Genomic DNA, 16456 nt, shown 5'->3' with positions numbered 1-16456 from the left:
AGGTGCCGCCTCGTGCTTCTGGGTGCCAGCCCTTCTCCAATGCCGCGTGGATCCGGCGCAACCGCTCTCGCGTCAGGCCAGGGACTCCAGCCACGTGCGGTGCAGTGCCGCGAAGCGGCCGCCTCTGCCCTCGATCAGCTCCTCCGGGGAGCCGTCCTCCACGATTCTGCCGCCCTCGACCACCAGTACTCGGTCGGCGATCAGGACCGTGGACAGGCGGTGGGCGATGATCAGCGCCGTGCGGTCCGCCAGTACCGACTCCAGGGCCCGCTGCACGGCTCGCTCTGTCGGCACGTCCAGGCTTGACGTTGCCTCGTCCAGTACGAGCACCGACGGGTCCGCCAGGAACGCCCTCGCGAACGCGACCATCTGCCGTTGGCCCGCCGACAGCCTGCCGCCGCGTTTGCGGACGTCTGTGTCGTAGCCGTCGGGAAGTGCGGCGATGAACTCATGTGCGCCCACCGCGGCTGCCGCCGACTCGATCTCCGCTCGGGTGGCTCCCGGGCGGCCCAGTGCGATGTTGTCCGCCACCGTGCCCGCGAACAGGAAGTTCTCCTGGGTCACCGTGACCACCTCGTGGCGCAGCGCCTCGTCCGCCACCTCCGCCAGGCCCACGCCGTCGATCTTCACCTCGCCCTGCGACGGGTCGTAGAAGCGGCCCACCAGCTTCGCCAGTGTTGACTTGCCCGCTCCCGTCGCACCCACCAGCGCCACCGTCTGGCCCGCGGGGATGTGCAGGTCGAACCTCGGCAGGACCACCGGGGTGGTCGGGGAGTAGCGGAACTCCACCTGGTCGAAGTCGATCGCCCGGCCTGTCGTCCTGGGCGGTAGCGGCTTCGGGTCCGCTGGTTCGACGACCGTCGGCTCCTCCTCCAGGACGCCGGAGATCTTCTCCAGTGCCGCGATCGCCGACGTGTACGAGTTCGCGAACATCGCCAGCTCGTCCAGCGGGTCGTAGAAGCGGCGCAGGTACAGCATGAACGCCGTCAGCACACCCAGCTCCAAACCGCCGTCGACCACGCGGACCGCGCCGATCGCCAGCACGACCGCCAGCGTCACGTTGCCCACCCACCGCACGGTCATCGTGAAGCGGGCGACCACGATCAGGGCTTCCTTGTTGGCCGCGCGGAAGCGGTCGTCGAGCTTCGCCATGATCGTCTCGTTGCGGGGCTCGCGGCGGAACGCCTGGACCGCGCGCATGCCGTTCATGGTCTCCACGAACTGCACGATGATCTTCGCGATGGCGCCGCGGGTGTCGCGGTACGCGTGCCGTGACCGGACGTAGAACCAGCGCGTCACCCAGATCAGCGGCACGAGGCCCGCCAGCACGATCAACGCCAGCGGCGCGTCCAGCACCAGCAGCACGATCGCGATGCCGAACACCGACAGGACCGCGGTGAGCAGGCCGTCCAGGCCGTCCTCGAGCAGGTCGTGCAGCGAGTCGATGTCGCTGGTCATCCGGGAGATGACCTTGCCGGACGTGTACTTCTCGTGGAACGAGATCGACAGCCGCTGCGCGTGCCGGAAGACCCGTTGCCGCAGGTCGAGGAGCACGTCCTGGCCGAACCGGCCCGCGACCTTCAGGAACGCGAACCTCGTGCCCGCGGCGCCGACGCCCGACAGCAGGTAGGCGCCGACGCACCAGGCGAGCACCGTCGTGTCGCCGTCCACCGCGTCCGGGATGCCGGTGTCGATGGCGATCGCGATCACCAGCGGACCCACCAGCATCAGCACGTTCTCGAGGACCACGAGGCCGAACGCCAGCAGCGCGATGCCCAGCCGCGGGCGCACGAGCGACGTCAGCAACAGCCGCGACCGCGCCTGCAGGCGGGCGCCGACGAGCGCGTCGATCTCCTCGTTGTCCTCGGCCGCTACACCCCGCCATTCCTCTTCCGTCGTCGTGGTGCTCACGACCGCTCCTCGCAGGCTCCGAGCGGCCGCTCGCGGTCGCCCTGTGTCCGATGGTTCGCTCCGCAAGCTCCGCTCACGCGACCACCTCGCTCGGTTCGTCGTCCATCGTGGACAGCAGGGCGCGGTACTCCCGGTTCGTGGCGAGGAGTTCCGAGTGCCTGCCCACCGCGGCGATGCGGCCGTCGGCGAGCATCGCGACCCGGTCGGCGAGCTGCACGGTGCTCGGGCGGTGCGCCACCACGAGCGCGGTCACGTCGGTCAGCACGCTGCGCAGCGCGTGCTCCACCTCCGCTTCCGTGTGGACGTCCAATGCGGACAGCGGGTCGTCCAGCACCAGCACCGCGGGCCTGCCGACGACCGCGCGGGCCAGCGCCAGCCGCTGCCGCTGACCGCCCGACAGGGACAGGCCCTGCTCGCCGATCCGCGTGTCCAGGCCCCACGGCAGGTCCTCGACGAAGTCCGCCGACGCCACCCGCAGCGCCTGGCGCACGTCGGCCTCCGTCGCGTCGGCCGCGCCCAGCGCCACGTTCTCGCGCACGCTCGCCGAGAACAGCACCGGCTCCTCGAACGCGGTCGAGACCGCGGTCCGCAGGTCGGCGAGCGCCAGGTCGCGCACGTCGACGCCGTCCACGGTGATCCGCCCGCCGGTGACGTCCGCGAGCCTGCCGACCAGCGCGGTCAACGTCGTCTTGCCCGTGCCGGTGGCGCCGACCAGCGCGACCGTCTCGCCCGGGCGCAGGTCCAGCGTGACGCCGCGGAGCACCTCCTCGTCGCTGCCGGGGTAGGCGAAGCGGACGTTCTCGAACCGCACGTGCCCGCGCAGCGGCGCCGGCAGCGGGCGTGGCGCGGGCGGGTCGGTGATCGTCACCTCGGCGTCGCGCACCTCCCAGTACCGGGCGGCGGCGGTCGCGGCCTGGTTGGTCTCGGCGAGCAGCCAGCCGATCGAGTCGGTCGGCCAGCGCAGGTAGGTGGCGACGGTGACGCCCGCGACCAGGGTGCCGACCGTCATCGTGCCGTCGACGATCGCGAACGTGCCGAACAGCAGCTGCCCGCCGATCGCGATCTCCGGCAGCACGATGATCGCCGCCCAGAGCAGGCCGATGACGTGGACCTTGCGCAGCTCGGTCGCCCGCAGCGCCTTGGCGTCGGCGGCGAACCGGTCGGCGAGGTGGCGGCCGCGGCCGAACGCCTTCAGCACGCGGATGCCCAGCACCGACTCCTCGACGGTCGTGGCGAGGTCGCCGTTCTGGTCCTGCGCGCGGCGCGCGAGGACGGCGTACTTCGACTCGTACAGCGTCGAGATCAGCACCAGCGGCGCCGCGCACGCCAGCGAGATGATGCCGAGGACCGGCGACAGGACGAACAGGACGACGAGGCCGACGACCAGCGTGACCGTGTTGACGACCAGGAAGATCAACGCGAACGCGATGAACCGGCGCAGCGTCGACAGGTCCGACACCGCGCGCGACAGCAGCTGCCCGGACTGCCACCGGTCGTGGAAGGCGATCGGCAGGCGCTGCAGGTGGTGGTACAGGTCGTCCCGGAGCCGCGCCTCCACCGACGTGCTGGGACCGGCGATCAGGCGCCGCCGCGTGTAGAACAGCACCGCCTCGCCGGTGCCCAGCACGGCGATGGCGATGATCAGCCAGGTGAGTTGGGTGGTGTCCCGGCCGGCGACCGGGCCGTCGAGGATCCGCTGGATCAGCAGCGGGATGGTGAGCCCGCAGAGCATCGAGCCGAAGACCGCGGTGCCGGAGCCGATCATGCGGCCGCGGACCGGTCGGAGGTAGGCGCCGAGACGCCGCAGAGCTGCGATGTTCGTGCTGCGGGCAGGTTGATGTGACTGAGTTGTGCTCATGATCTCCCCACGGTGCCGCTCTCGACGGTAGGCGAGTGGTCCCCTGCGCGGCATCTGGTTTTCGCGGAGCTTGCGGTGGCGAAACGTCGAAGCTGTCTCCCGCCAGCGTGCGACCTCCAGTGCGGTGGAGGTCAAGGCTGCGGGATCATTCGGACATGACGCGACCGGAAGAGGTGCGGTTCCTGCGCACCCAGGCGACGATGGCGTTCCCGGAGGGGCGGTTGCTCGCGCTGCGGGAGGGGGCGCTGCACGTGCTCGCGCCGGACGGGTGGACCCGCCTGCGCACGGAGCGGCCCCGCGGCACGACGTGGCTCAGCCGCGAGGAGGCGGAGGACTGGTGCGAACACCAGGGCTGGCCGCTGCACCTGCTGAACGAGGTCCCACGAGCAGGCCGCGTCTGACCCCCGAACACCGCGAGTCACGCTCGCAGGCACATCGAGTTGTCAGTTTCGTGCAGGTCGTGATGTGCACGAAACCGGCAACTCGGTGTGCGCGAGAGCGTGACTCGCGGTGTTCGAGAGCGTGACTCGCGGGGGTCAGCGGTTGCTGCGGGTGCCCAGGAGGACGTCTTCCCAGCTGGGGACGCTCGGGCGGGCCTTGCGGCCCTTCTTGCGGGGTGGGGTGGCCGGAGCCGGGGGCGGGGTTGGGTCCGCCTTCGCGGCTGGGGTTTCCTCTGTGGTTTCTTCGGTCGCGGGCATGGTTGAGCGCGCGGGCTCCTCTTCTTCTGCTGGTGCGGCCGGGCTCGCTGCCGGCGAGGCGGTGCTCGCCGCGGCCGGGGCGGGCGTTTCCGCCGGGCGCGAGGAGGTGCGCGTCGCGGAAACTGCCTGCTCTTCTGGGATGGTCGGCATGGTCGGGCGCGCTGAGCGCGGCTGGGCGGGTTCCTTCACCGGTGGGGACGGCGGGGAAGCAGGGGTGGCCGGGGCCTCGTTCGTCGCCGTCGCCGCGGCCGGTTCCGGCCGCTCGGCAGGCTCGGGCGCGGGGACCGGCTCGGTGTGGCGGGCGGCCTCGGTCTCGCGGGCCTGCTCGCGGGCGGGCTCCGCCTCGCGGGCGGGTTCCGCCTGGTGAGCGGGTTCGGACTCGTAGGTGAGCTCGCTCTGGCGGGCGGGCTCGCGGACCGGCGCGCGCTCCGCCTGGCGGACGGGCTCGGGGGCGCGCTCCACCTCGCGCGTCGGTTCGGTCTGGCGGGCGGGCTCGGGTGCGCGGTCGGTCTGGCGCGACGGCTCGGCCTGGCGAGACGGCTCGGCCTGGCGCGACGACTCGGCCTGGCGCGACGACTCGGGCTGCCGGGTGGGCTCGGGCCGGCTCGCCGGTTCGGGCTGGCGGGCAGGCTCGGTGCGGCGCGGGTGCTCGGCCACCCGTGCGGTCTCCGGCTCGCGGACGGACTCCGCCGCGCTCTCCTGACGTGCGGGTTCCGCCGGGCGGCGGTCGGCGTCCTCGGACCGGCGGGCGGGCTCGGCCGGGCGGTACTGCTCCGACTCCTGGCGGTACCGGTCACCCCGGTACGGCTCGCGGTACGACTCCGGCTCGGCGCGGCGCTCCGGGCGGTAGTCGCGCGGGTAGCCGCGGTCGTACGGGTCGCCGACCGGCAGTTCCTGCTGCTCGACCAGGCCGACCGGGGCCGAGGCGTCGTCGGTCAGCTCGAAGTCCTGGACGTAGTCCGGCTCCTCGACGCGCCGAGGGGGCTCGCCGCCGTTGACCGCCTGGCGGCGGGGCTCCGCCACCTGCAGTGCCTGCGCGGCCAGCTCCGTCACCGGGCGGACCGTGCGCAGGCCGCGGTTCGGGTTCGGGTCCAGCAGGTCGAGGGCGTGGTCGTCCAGCGGCGTGACCGTGCCGCCGTGGGCGCCGGGGTGGAACGACCAGTGCGCGTGGTTGTTGGAGCGGCCCGCGGTCCACGTGAGCTGGACGACCCACTTGCCGTCCTCGCCCTTCCACGAGTCCCACACGGCCGCGCCGTAGTCCTGGCCGCGGGCGGCGAACGCCTGCGCGACGACCTCGCCGAGCTCCTGGACGTCCGGCCCGTCCTCGCGGACCGGGTGCGCCCGCTGGGCCAGCTCAGCAGTGCGGGATCGCTCGAGCAGCACCGGGTACGCGAACCGCTCGACCCGCTCGGGCGGCACGCCGGCCGCTGCCGCGACCTGCTCAACTGACTCTCCCGCACGGATGCGGGACTGGATCTCACGAGGACGCATCTGGCTCTCCAGCTCGATGGCGATCTGGCCGAGTCGGGTGATGTCTCCTCTGGCCGCCGCACGCAAACGTTCGTCCGCGGGGATCTGAAAGCGCTCGCCGCGGTCGGACTCGAGGATGACGATCTTGCCATCCTCTCCGAGTCCGACGACCCGCAGCGCACGCATCGCGGCCTCCTCGAGCGTCAGAACAGACTTCACCTCGCCAGCTGCCCACGTTAGATCGGCGGGTCGCCTTGACGTGCTAGGCGCGCCGAGTAACGTGCCTCTGTTCCCACCGATCTTGCCGGTTCGGGTTCACGCACGCCAGGTCAAGCCGGTGATCTTCTCGTACGCCTCGACGTACCTGGCCCGCGTGGCGGTCACCACGTCGGCCGGGATCTCCGGCGCGGGCGGGTTCTTGTCCCAGCCGGTGCCGGCCGCCCAGTCGCGGACGAACTGCTTGTCGTACGCGTGTTGCGGGCGCCCGGGCTCCCATTCGGACGCGGGCCAGAACCGGGACGAGTCCGGGGTCAGCACCTCGTCGGCCAGCGTCAGCTCGCCGTCGTCGTCCGTGCCGAACTCCAGCTTGGTGTCCGCGACGATGATCCCCTTCTCCGCCGCCCGCGCCGCGCCGCGCGCGTAGACCTCGAGGGTCAGGTCGCGCAGGCGGGTCGCCGTGGACAGGCCGACGGCCGCGGCCACATCGTCGAACGTGGCCGGGGCGTCGTGGCCGCCGTCGGAGACCTTGGTGGTCGGCGTGAAGACCGGCTCGGGCAGGCGGGAGCCCTCGACGAGGCCGCGCGGCAGCTCGACACCGGAGATCGCGCCCGTGGCCTGGTACTCCTTCAGGCCGGAACCCGCGAGGTAGCCGCGGGCGATGCACTCGAACGGCACCATCTCCAGGCGGCGGCAGCGGATCGCGCGGCCCGCGAACTCGGCGGGCACGTCCGTCGCCGACACCAGGTGGTTCGGCACGATGTCACCGAGCCGGCCGAACCACCACACGGACAGCTGCGTGAGCAGCGCGCCCTTGTCCGGGATCGGGGTCGGCAGCACGACGTCGTACACCGACACCCGATCCGAGGCCACCAGCAGCAGGTCGTCGCCGTCCGTGTAGATCTCGCGGACCTTGCCGCTGTACACGTGCTGCATGACTAGATGCGCTCCACCAGCCAGTCGATGCACTTCGTCAGCGCGGTGACGTCGTCCGGCTCGACGGCCGGGTACATCGCGACGCGCAGCTGGTTGCGGCCCAGCTTGCGGTACGGCTCGACGTCGACGACGCCGTTCGCGCGCAGCGCCTTGGCGATGGCCGCCGCGTCCGTGCCCTCGGCGAAGTCGATCGTGCCGACCACGTTGGACCGGTGGGCCGGGTCGGCCACGTACGGCGACGCGAACGACGAGGCGTCCGCCCACTCGTACAGGCGCGCCGCCGAGTCGGCGGACCGGCCGGTCGTCCACGCCAGACCGCCGTTGCCCAGCATCCAGTCGATCTGCTCGGCCATCAGGTACAGCGTGGCGATGGCGGGCGTGTTGTACGTCTGGTCCTTGAGCGAGTTCTCGAGCGCCGTCGGCAGCGACAGGAACTCCGGCACCCAGCGGCCGCTCGCGCCGATCTCGCCGATCCGCTCCAGCGCGACCGGGCTCATCAGCGCGATCCACAGGCCGCCGTCGGAGGCGAAGCCCTTCTGCGGGGCGAAGTAGTAGACGTCGTAGTCCTCGGCCTTGACCGGGAGACCGGCGGCCGCGGACGTCGCGTCGATCGCGACCAGCGCCTGGTCGGCGCCGTCGGGGCGGGCCACCGGCACGGCGACACCGGTCGAGGTCTCGTTGTGGGCCCAGCCGACCACGTCGGCGCCCGCGCTGTAGACGATCTCGGGCGCGGTGCCCGGCTCGGCCTTGGTGACCACCGGTTCCTTGAGGAACGGCGTGGTCACGGCCTTGGCGAACTTCGAGGAGAACTCACCGAACGTGAACGCCTGCGCCTGCTCGCGGACCAGCCCGAACGCCAGCGCGTCCCAGAACGCCGTGGTGCCGCCGTTGCCGAGCACGACCTCGTAGCCGTCCGGCAGGGAGAACAGGTCCCGCAGCCCGGAGCGGACGCGGCCGACCAGGGACTTCACCGGCTTCTGGCGGTGGGACGTGCCCATGACGGCCGCGCCGTCGGCGGCGAGGCGGGCCAGCTGCTCGGGGCGCACCTTGGAGGGGCCGGAACCGAAGCGGCCGTCGGCGGGTTTGAGGTCGGCGGGAAGCACGAGGTCGGTCGAGGTCTGCGTCATCGGGACGGCTTCTCTCCACGTGGTGAGGGGTGTCTGCAGGCGCCGTTGCCGCCTTCAGTCTCCTCCATGCGCCCCGAGCGCGACGGGGGGGTCGCTTACTCCCACCTGCTGGAACGGCAACTTCACGCTCACGCGCAGGCCGCCGCCGGGATTCGGCACCGCCGTCACCTCGCCGTCGTGGGCGTGCGCGACCGAGCGGACGATCGACAGGCCCAGTCCCGCGCCCGCCCGGTGCGACGTGCGGTCCGCGTCGAGCCTGCGGAACGGCTCGAACAGGCCCGCGACCGCGTCCGGCGGCACGTGCGGGCCGCTGTTGGCGACCACCAGCGCCGGCCACTCGCCGACCTCGACCAGCAGGGAGCCGCCCGGCTCGTTGTAGTGGATCCCGTTGTGGACGAGGTTCGTGACCAGCCTTTCCAGCAGCACGGGGTCGCCGGCGACGACCCTCGGCGCGAGCCGGGACGCCACCACCACCCCCGCCTCGTCGGACAGGCGCCGCGCCCCGTCGAGCACGGACGCCACGACGTGGTCGAGCCGGACGAGCTGCCGGCCGGTCAACCCGCGGTCACTGCGTGCGAGCACCAGAAGTCCTTCGATCAGGCGCTCGGTTCGCTCGTTGGTGTGGAGCAGGTGCGTGCCCAGTCGCACCAGGTCAGGGCTCGCGGCCGGGTCGGCCATCGCGACCTCCACGATCGTGCGCTGCACGGCGAGCGGGGTGCGCAGCTCGTGGGAAGCGTTGGCGACGAACCGGCGCTGGCTGTCGAACGAGGCGGCGAGCCGGTCGAGCATGCCGTCGAACGTGTCGGCCAGCTCCTTCAGCTCGTCGTGCGGGCCGTCGAGGTTGATCCGCCGGTCCAGCCGCTCGGCCTCGAGCCGCCGCGCGGTCGCGGTGATCCGCTCGACGGGACGCATCACACGGCCCGCCATGAGCCAGCCGAGCAGCGCCGCCATGACCCCGACCAGCACCAGCGCGATGCCGGAGATCCACAGCACGGTCTGGATCGCGGACTCGCGGTAGCCGCTGACCGAGCCCTCGACCTGCTGGTAGGTGATGGTCATGCCCTCCTTGCCGGGCGGTGAGACCACGCTCTGCGCGTAGGAGCCGGGCTGCGGCAGGGCCTGGCTGACCAGCGCGTAGTTGACGAGCAACAGGACGACGCCCGCCAGCAGGAACAGCCCGCCGAAGGTCAGTGCGAGGCGGGTCCGCACCGAGAGCATCACGGTGACGTCCCGGACATCCGGTAGCCCGCGCCGGGCACGGTCTCGATGACCGGCGGGTCGCCGAGCTTGCGGCGCAGCGTCATGACCGCCACCCGGACGGCGTTGGTGAACGGGTCGGCGTGCTCGTCCCACGCCTTCTCGAGCAGGTCCTCGGCGCTGACCACCGCGCCCTCGGCCCGCATGAGCACCTCGAGCACGGCGAACTCCTTCCGCGACAGCGGCAGGTGCCGCCCGTCCCGTGACGCCTGGTGACGTGGCCGGTCGAGCACCACGCCCGCGCGTGCCAGCACGGGCGGCAGGGCGGGCATGGCCCGCCGGCCCAGCGCCTGCACCCGCGCGACCAGCTCGGCGAACGCGAACGGCTTCGTGAGGTAGTCGTCGGCGCCGAGCTGCAGGCCGGCGACCCGGTCGATGACCTCGGTGGCGGCGGTCAGCATCAGCACCTTCGCCTCGCCGCCCGCCCGCACCAGCGCACGGCACACGTCGTCGCCGTGCGTGCCGGGGAGGTCCCGGTCGAGCACGACCACGTCGTAGGCGTGCACACCGACCCGCTCCAGCGCGGCGTCGCCGTCGTAGCAGACGTCGACGGCCATCGACAGCCTGCGCAACCCCTCGGCGACGGAGTCCGCGAGGAGCTGCTCGTCCTCCACGACCAGCACCCGCATGCGGACAGTGTGCGCCGCCGGGGCATAAGGCCGGGATAAGCGGTTTCGCTTAGCGCCGCCGAATCGGCCGGTCCGTAGAAATCGCAGCCATCGAGCGAAGGGAGGCCCGAGATGGGCGCACGATGGCGGCTCGCGCTGCTGGCCGGTCTGTGCACGCTGGCCACGGCCTGCGCGACCGGGGACAAGGACGGGGACGGGGTCGCGTCGATATCCGGGACGAACACGCCGACCTCGGCCGAGCAGGCCGACGACCCGGACGAAGCCGTGGACCAGATGCGGGCGTACGCGAAGTGCATGCGTGAGCACGGCGTCGACATGCCGGACCCGGAGGTGTCGCAGGACGGCGGCGTCGGGCTCTCGATCAACGGCGGCGACAAGGCGAAGGTCGACAAGGCCGACAAGGAGTGCAGGCACCTGATGCCCAACGGCGGTGAGCCGCCGAAGCCGTCGCCGGAGGACCTGGACCGGATGCGCAAGGAGGCGCAGTGCCTGCGTGACCACGGCATCGACGTCAAGGACCCGACCATGGACAACCCCGGCATCCAGATCGAGGGCGCGGGGCCGGACGACGAGAAGATGCGCAAGGCCATGGCGGAGTGCTCCGACGGCAGGGGATCGGTGTCCTCCCACGAGGAGGGCTCCGGGGCCACGGGTGGTGGCAAGTGAGCGGCCCGCAGACGCCACGGCGCAGGCGGCGGGTGCGCTGGGTGGTGACCGGCCTGACCGTGCTGGCGGTGCTGGGGGTCGGCGCGGCGGTCGCCGTGACCAGGCTGGGCAACCGGCCCGCCGCTGCCGCCGAGCCACCGGACCCGCCCGCGACGGCGACCGTCACCAGGACCGACCTGGTGGAGAAGGAGGTGCTGACCGGGGAACTGGGCTACGGCACCGCACTGACCCTGAACGGCCGCCGCCCCGGCACGGTGACCGCGCTGCCGAAACAGGGCGCCGTGCTGGACCGCGGTGACGTGGTCTACGAGGTGGATGCGAAACCGGTCGTGCTGTTCCGGGGCACGTTGCCGCTGTACCGGCCGGTCAAGAAGGGCATGACCGACGGGCCGGACGTGCGGCTGGTCGAGGAGAACCTTCGTGACCTGGGCTTTTCCGGGTTCGGCACGCCGGACGAGGAGTTCACGGCCGGCACCGCGGCCGCGATCGAGGACTGGCAGGAGTCGCTCGGCGTCGACGAGACGGGGGCCGTCGAGCTGGGCGACGTCGTCGTGGTGCCCGGCAGGATCCGGGTCGCCACGCTGACCGCCGCCCTCGGCGGCGAGGCGACCGGGCCGATCCTCGACTACACGGGCACGCTGCGGTCCGTGACCGCCGCGCTCGAGGCGTCGCAGCAGGACCTCGCGCCCGTCGGCACGAAGGTCACGCTGACCGTCGGCGGCAAGCAGGTGCCGGGCACGGTCACCGCGGTGGCGCAGGCGCCCGCGGCGGACCGGCCGGACGAGGACGCCGGCTACACGGCGACCATCGCGATCGGCGACATGAAGGCGGTCGGCGCCGCGGACTCCGGCTCGGTCGAGGTCGTCGTCACCACCGGGGCGCGCGAGGGCGTGCTGGCCGTGCCGGTCGGGGCGCTGCTCGCGCTCGCCGAGGGCGGGTACGCGGTCGAGCTGCCGTCGGGGAAGTTGGTTCCGGTCAGCACCGGGTTGTTCGCGGACGGGCTGGTCGAGGTGTCCGGCGACGGCCTCACCGAGGGCATGAAGGTGGTGACGACGTCGTGATCGCGCTGCGGGAGGTGACGCGGACGTACCCGGGCGGGGTGCGGGCACTGCGCGAGGTGACGCTGTCGATCGGCGCGGGGGAGCTGGTCGCGGTCGTCGGGCCGTCCGGGTCGGGCAAGTCGACGCTGCTGCACCTCATGGGCACGCTGGACCGGCCGTCGTCGGGTGCCGTGGAGATCAACGGGCACGACGTGGGCCGGTTGTCCGACCGCCGCCTGTCGGCGCTGCGGTCGGAGTGGATCGGGTTCGTGTTCCAGCAGTTCTTCCTCACCCCCGGGCAGCCGGCGGTGGACAACGTGGCGACCGGGCTGACGTACGCGGGGGTGCCCGGGCGGGAGCGGCGCGGGCTGGCGCTGGCCGCGCTGGACAAGGTGGGGCTGTCGCACCGGGCGTGGCACCTGCCGTCCGAGCTGTCCGGCGGGGAGCGGCAGCGGGTCGCGATCGCGCGGGCCATCGTCAACGAGCCCGCGCTGGTGCTGGCGGACGAACCGACGGGGAACCTGGACAGCCGCACGGGGACGGAGATCCTGCGGCTCCTGCTGGACCTGCGGGACGCCGGCTCGACGGTCGTCATCGTCACGCACGACCGCGAGGTGGCGGCCGCCTTGCCGCGGCGGATCGAAGTGCTGGACGGCGCGGTCCGCCTGGACACGGGGCTGGTGCCGCTGTGACGACACTCCTTCCCAAGCCCCGTCGCCTCGGGCCCGCCGACGTGAGCAGGCTCGGCGCGCACGGCATGCGGACCAGGCCGTTGCGTGCGGTGCTGTCCGCGCTCGGCATCGGGATCGGCATCGCCGCGATGGTGGCGGTCGTGTCCATCCCCGCGTCCAGCAGGCAGGCGCTGCGCGACCAGCTCGCCACGCTCGGCACGAACCTGCTCACCGCCTCCCCCGGCCGGACGCTCATGGGTGAGGACGCGTCGCTGCCGCCGACCGCGGTGCCGATGGTGGCGCGGATCGACCCGGTCACCGCGGTGTCCGCGACGGGGGTCGTCGAGGCCACAGTCCGGCGCACCGACCGGGTGCCGGAGGAGGAGACGTCCGGCGTCGCGGTGCTGGCGGCGCGGACCGACCTGCTGAAGGTGCTGCGGGGCAGCCTCCACGAGGGCCGCTTCCTGTCGCCGGTCACGGAGAACTTCCCGGCGGTCGTGCTGGGCTCGGTGGCCGCGACGCGGCTCGGCGCGAGCGCGGGTGACCAGGTGTGGCTCGGCGGCCGGTGGTTCACCGTGGCCGGGGTGCTGTCGGCGATGCCGCTCGCGCCCGAGATCGAACGGGCCGCGCTCATCGGGTGGCCCACCGCGCGGAACCTCGGCTTCGACGGGCACCCGACGACGATCTACGTGCGGGCCGACGAGGCGTACGTGGAGGACGTGCGTGGCGTCCTGGGCGCGACGATCAACCCGTCCGCGCCCGGGGAGGTGCGGGTGTCGCGGCCGTCGGACGCACTCGCCGCCCAGCGGTACACGGAGACGTCGTTCAGCGCGCTCTTCCTCGGGCTCGGTGGGGTGGCGCTGCTGGTCGGCGGGGTCGGGGTCGCGAACACGATGGTGATCTCGGTGCTGGAACGGCGGCGGGAGATCGGCCTGCGGCGGGCGCTCGGGGCGTCGCGGCGGCAGGTGCGCGGGCAGTTCCTCGCCGAGTCGGTGCTGTTGTCGCTGCTCGGCGGGGTCGTCGGGGTGGTCGTCGGGGTCGGCGTGACCGCCGGGTACGCGCTCACCCGGGACTGGCCGGCGGTGTTCCCGCCGGTGGCGTTGCTGGGCGGGGTGGCGGTGGCGGCCGTGGTCGGCGCCCTCGCGGGCGCCTACCCGGCCATGCGGGCGGCGCGGCTGTCACCGACGGAAGCTTTGGCGTAGCCATGCCGGCGCTGGTGGCTGGGGGATACGGGGCCCCAGCCACCAGCGCACCACGTCATGCCTTCTTGCGGCGGCGGACGACGAGCACCGCGCCGAGGCCCGCGCCCACCAGGACCAGGCCGATCAGCACCGGCGCGAAGATCGACGCGCCGGTCTCGGCGAGGTCGTCGTTCTTCGGCTGCGGGGCCGGGGTGTTCTCGGTCGTCGTCGTGGCCGGCGGGACCGTCGTGGTCGTCGTCGTGGTGGTGGTCGACGTCGGCGGCGTGGTCGGGGCGGCCGTCCACTCGACCCCGGCGCCCGCGGTGAGCGTGGTCTTCTCGGCCTTCGCGACGATCAGCGACTGCGTCGGGTGCTCGTCGTAGTTCCGGCCGACGAACAGCCTGCCGGTGTCGACGGCGGCGGAGGCGGTCAGCTCGAAGTCGGCGGCGCCGTCCGCCGCGCCCGCCGGGACGTCCACGTACAGCTCCGTGCCGTCGGCGACCGTGGCGGCGGCCAGCTCGGTGCCGTCGGCGTCGGTGATCTTCACGCCGTCGGGCAGGTTCGCCGTCAGCGCCTCGATGGTGCCGGAGGTGGTGACGGTGAACGGGCCGATCCGCTCGCCCGCCGTGCCGGACAGCGTCGCCGGGCTCACGGACAGGGTCGGGGTCGGCTGCTCGCCGAGGCCCTTGTTGTCGTCGCCGATCAGGTACGTGTAGAGCGCCCAGGCGTCGGCCGCGTCCTCCGCGTCGGAGCCGTCGCCGGACAGCGGGTCCTCCTCGTCGAGGTCGACACCGTCACTGAAGTGCCACACGGCGGCCTGCGTCGCGGCGATGGCCTCGAGCGCGTCGATGCCGTCGTGCGCGTCGGGGAACTGCGTGGACAGCGCCTCGAGGCTCTTCGCGGGATACCCGTGGTGCAACACCCAGTTGATCTTCGCCCGGTTCGTGTTGAACGGGGACTCCGCGTTCGGGTAGTCGTCCCAGGGCCGCTCGACCATGTCGTGCTTCTCGTCGATGTCCGTGTGGATCTCCACGCAGTACATGCCGAGCTTCGTGCCGTCGGAGAGCTCGAACCCGAGCAGGTTCGTGGGGATCGTGGCGAGCCAGCCGTCGCCGACGTTCACCTGGTAGCCGATGACGTGCGACGCCGGGTCGACCTTGCCGGTGACCGGATCGGCGGCGGCGGGCGCCGCGGTGGCGAAGAGCAGGGCAGCCGCCCCGACGATGGCAGCCCCGGTTCTGTTGGGCATGACACTCCTATGAGTCCATCCCCGACAGACGATCAGCGGCACTCTACAAGGCGAGTCAACGATCTTGATGCGGGGTCCGAAAAGGAAGCCCGGACGCGGGATTTCGCGGATTTGACGGAGCGCGGCCCGCGTGATGAGGCTCCCCGTTCGGACGGGAGCGAAGCCCGCTCGAGGCGCGCCGGGCGAGGTCAGTCGCCGGGACGCCAGCCCCGCTCATCGACGCCGCCGGGAATGGGTGCCTTCGGGTCGTAGGGCGTGCGGGTGAAGATGAACGTCGCCAGGTCGAGGTGGCTCACCGAACCGTCCTCGTGGTGGTGCAGCCGCAGCGTTTCCCCCGCGTAGTAACCGTCCAGGCCGATCCACGTGCCCTGCCCGGCAGGCCGGAAACGCGACCCGCGGCCGCTGCCCGACGCCGGGCGCAGGTCCACCCAGCCGCCGGCCATCAACCGCAGCACGAACGCCGCCGGGCCCCAGAACCACTGGCCCGTCAGCGCCAGCAGTTCCTGCGACACCTCCGGCAGCGGACGCCACTCCGCCGGCAGCGCGGGCTCGTAGTCGTCCACCAGCTTCAGCAGGTCCGTCGTCAGCCCCGACACGCCGACGCCGGCCGTCGCGTTCGTCAGTGCCAGCGCACCGGTCGTCGTCGCCGGGTCCACCACCACGCTCGCCAGGAAGCCCGGCATCGAACCGCCGTGGCCCGCGAGCCTGCGGCCGTTGTCCCGCCACGTCTGGAAGCCGAGGCCGTAGCCCGTCGTCCACGCGGCGCCGTCCTCCACCGCGGCGGGCGCGCGCATCTCCTCCACCGTGTCGGGGTGCAGCACCGTGCCGGTGTCGCCCGCGATGAAACGCAGCCAGCGCGACAGGTCCGCCGCCGTCGACCACAGCTGGCCCGCGGGGGCCATCGCGCCCGCGTCCGGCGTCGGTTCCGGCAGCAGCACGTCCGCGAATGGGTGCACCGCCCAGCCCAGCGCGTGCGGCGCCTCGGGCATCGGGGTGGTGCGGCCCATCTCCAGCGGCGCCAGGATCTCCGTGTTCAGTGCGTCCACCCAGGACATGCCGCGCAGTTCCGCGACCAGCTGGCCCAGCGTGCCGTAGCCGATGTTGGAGTAGTGGAACCGTTCCCCGGCGCGGTGCTTGATCACGTCCTCGTCGACCCGGTCCAGCAACGTCGGCCAGTCGCCGCCCAGGCTGCGCTCCCACCACGGTCCCGGCGACTCCGACATGAGGCCACCCGTGTGCGACAGCAGCTGCGCGATCGTCAGGTGGCCGAACGGCGTCCCCGTCACGTGCTTGTCGAGCGCGTCGTTCAGGTCGAGCCTGCCCTCGTCCCGCAACCGCATGACCAGCACCGCGATGAACGTCTTCGTGATCGAGCCGATGCGGTACTGGGTGTCGGTGGTCGGCGTGGCCCCGGCGACCTCGCCGCGCGCACCGCTCCACAGCACCTCGCCGCCCCGCACCACGGCGGCGACGAGCGACGGTGCCCGGTTCTCCGCCTGTTCGGCGGCGACACGTCGGAGCAGTGCGAACTCGGTGGTCTGCAGCAT

Annotated in this window: 14 protein-coding genes; 5 read left to right on the top strand and 9 right to left on the bottom strand. The window is 72.6% G+C overall.

Translation table 11 applies throughout. The features are described from left to right. Nucleotides 1-72 precede the first annotated feature (72 nt). Nucleotides 73-1911: an ABC transporter ATP-binding protein gene (locus ACYQ77_RS38575; RefSeq protein ID WP_459721064.1), complete on the bottom strand. Its 1839-nt coding sequence runs from the start codon at nucleotides 1909-1911 to the stop codon at nucleotides 73-75. Between the two features lie 73 nt (nucleotides 1912-1984). Further along, nucleotides 1985-3769, bottom strand: coding sequence for an ABC transporter ATP-binding protein (locus tag ACYQ77_RS38570; protein WP_459721062.1), 1785 nt, complete (start codon nucleotides 3767-3769; stop codon nucleotides 1985-1987). 155 nt (nucleotides 3770-3924) lie between these two features. On the opposite strand from ACYQ77_RS38570, the gene ACYQ77_RS38565 reads away from it, so the two are divergent. Further along, complete coding sequence (locus ACYQ77_RS38565) at nucleotides 3925-4170, top strand: hypothetical protein (RefSeq protein ID WP_459721059.1); 246 nt, start codon at nucleotides 3925-3927, stop codon at nucleotides 4168-4170. Between the two features lie 135 nt (nucleotides 4171-4305). On the opposite strand, the gene sepH is transcribed toward ACYQ77_RS38565, so the two are convergent. The 5 genes from sepH to ACYQ77_RS38540 form a co-directional block, all read right to left on the bottom strand. Then, nucleotides 4306-6123, bottom strand: a complete 1818-nt coding sequence (gene sepH, locus ACYQ77_RS38560; RefSeq protein WP_459721197.1) for a septation protein SepH — start codon at nucleotides 6121-6123, stop codon at nucleotides 4306-4308. Nucleotides 6124-6252: 129 nt separating this feature from the next. Beyond that, a complete protein-coding gene (locus tag ACYQ77_RS38555; protein WP_459721057.1) occupies nucleotides 6253-7089 on the bottom strand; it encodes a phosphoribosylaminoimidazolesuccinocarboxamide synthase in 837 nt (278 codons plus the stop codon). A gap of 2 nt (nucleotides 7090-7091) precedes the next feature. Further along, a complete protein-coding gene (gene serC, locus ACYQ77_RS38550; protein WP_459721054.1) occupies nucleotides 7092-8216 on the bottom strand; it encodes a phosphoserine transaminase in 1125 nt (374 codons plus the stop codon). 54 nt (nucleotides 8217-8270) lie between these two features. Then, the gene (locus ACYQ77_RS38545; RefSeq protein WP_459721052.1) at nucleotides 8271-9434 is read right to left on the bottom strand and encodes a sensor histidine kinase; all 1164 of its coding nucleotides are present in this window, start codon (nucleotides 9432-9434) and stop codon (nucleotides 8271-8273) included. After that, nucleotides 9434-10102, bottom strand: a complete 669-nt coding sequence (locus tag ACYQ77_RS38540; protein ID WP_459721049.1) for a response regulator transcription factor — start codon at nucleotides 10100-10102, stop codon at nucleotides 9434-9436. The genes ACYQ77_RS38545 and ACYQ77_RS38540 overlap by 1 nt, the downstream gene beginning before the upstream one ends. Before the next feature lie 111 nt (nucleotides 10103-10213). Here ACYQ77_RS38540 and ACYQ77_RS38535 point away from each other — a divergent pair, with 111 nt between their 5' ends. From ACYQ77_RS38535 to ACYQ77_RS38520, 4 genes are all read left to right on the top strand, one after another. Continuing rightward, nucleotides 10214-10768 (top strand): hypothetical protein, encoded by a 555-nt coding sequence (locus tag ACYQ77_RS38535; RefSeq protein ID WP_459721047.1) that lies wholly within the window; start codon nucleotides 10214-10216, stop codon nucleotides 10766-10768. Next, a complete protein-coding gene (locus tag ACYQ77_RS38530) occupies nucleotides 10765-11829 on the top strand; it encodes a peptidoglycan-binding protein (RefSeq protein ID WP_459721045.1) in 1065 nt (354 codons plus the stop codon). The genes ACYQ77_RS38535 and ACYQ77_RS38530 overlap by 4 nt, the downstream gene beginning before the upstream one ends. Continuing rightward, nucleotides 11826-12500 carry an ABC transporter ATP-binding protein gene (locus ACYQ77_RS38525; protein ID WP_459721042.1) on the top strand — a complete coding sequence of 225 codons (675 nt, stop codon included), beginning with the start codon at nucleotides 11826-11828 and terminating at the stop codon, nucleotides 12498-12500. Before ACYQ77_RS38530 ends, ACYQ77_RS38525 begins: the two co-directional genes overlap by 4 nt. A 65-nt stretch (nucleotides 12501-12565) precedes the next feature. Next, the gene (locus tag ACYQ77_RS38520; protein WP_459721194.1) at nucleotides 12566-13681 is read left to right on the top strand and encodes an ABC transporter permease; all 1116 of its coding nucleotides are present in this window, start codon (nucleotides 12566-12568) and stop codon (nucleotides 13679-13681) included. Between the two features lie 55 nt (nucleotides 13682-13736). Here ACYQ77_RS38520 and ACYQ77_RS38515 read toward each other — a convergent pair whose 3' ends face one another. Both ACYQ77_RS38515 and ACYQ77_RS38510 read right to left on the bottom strand, forming a co-directional pair. Beyond that, nucleotides 13737-14909, bottom strand: coding sequence for a Cys-Gln thioester bond-forming surface protein (locus tag ACYQ77_RS38515; protein WP_459721039.1), 1173 nt, complete (start codon nucleotides 14907-14909; stop codon nucleotides 13737-13739). Nucleotides 14910-15097: 188 nt separating this feature from the next. Then, a complete protein-coding gene (locus ACYQ77_RS38510) occupies nucleotides 15098-16456 on the bottom strand; it encodes a serine hydrolase domain-containing protein (RefSeq protein WP_459721036.1) in 1359 nt (452 codons plus the stop codon).

It is taken from the genome of Actinophytocola sp. KF-1 (assembly GCF_054661535.1).
This window is presented reverse-complemented; position numbering and strand designations above follow the sequence as displayed.

Bases quoted from the DNA above. Each gene is read 5' to 3' on its own strand.
- serC (WP_459721054.1), bottom strand. From the start codon at position 8,216: ATGACGCAGACCTCGACCGACCTCGTGCTTCCCGCCGACCTCAAACCC.
- ACYQ77_RS38555 (WP_459721057.1), bottom strand. From the start codon at position 7,089: ATGCAGCACGTGTACAGCGGCAAGGTCCGCGAGATCTACACGGACGGC.
- ACYQ77_RS38535 (WP_459721047.1), top strand. From the start codon at position 10,214: ATGGGCGCACGATGGCGGCTCGCGCTGCTGGCCGGTCTGTGCACGCTG.
- sepH (WP_459721197.1), bottom strand. From the start codon at position 6,123: ATGCGTGCGCTGCGGGTCGTCGGACTCGGAGAGGATGGCAAGATCGTC.
- ACYQ77_RS38540 (WP_459721049.1), bottom strand. From the start codon at position 10,102: ATGCGGGTGCTGGTCGTGGAGGACGAGCAGCTCCTCGCGGACTCCGTC.
- ACYQ77_RS38510 (WP_459721036.1), bottom strand. From the start codon at position 16,456: ATGCTGCAGACCACCGAGTTCGCACTGCTCCGACGTGTCGCCGCCGAA.
- ACYQ77_RS38565 (WP_459721059.1), top strand. From the start codon at position 3,925: ATGACGCGACCGGAAGAGGTGCGGTTCCTGCGCACCCAGGCGACGATG.
- ACYQ77_RS38545 (WP_459721052.1), bottom strand. From the start codon at position 9,434: ATGCTCTCGGTGCGGACCCGCCTCGCACTGACCTTCGGCGGGCTGTTC.
- ACYQ77_RS38570 (WP_459721062.1), bottom strand. From the start codon at position 3,769: ATGAGCACAACTCAGTCACATCAACCTGCCCGCAGCACGAACATCGCA.
- ACYQ77_RS38515 (WP_459721039.1), bottom strand. From the start codon at position 14,909: ATGCCCAACAGAACCGGGGCTGCCATCGTCGGGGCGGCTGCCCTGCTC.
- ACYQ77_RS38520 (WP_459721194.1), top strand. From the start codon at position 12,566: ATGCGGACCAGGCCGTTGCGTGCGGTGCTGTCCGCGCTCGGCATCGGG.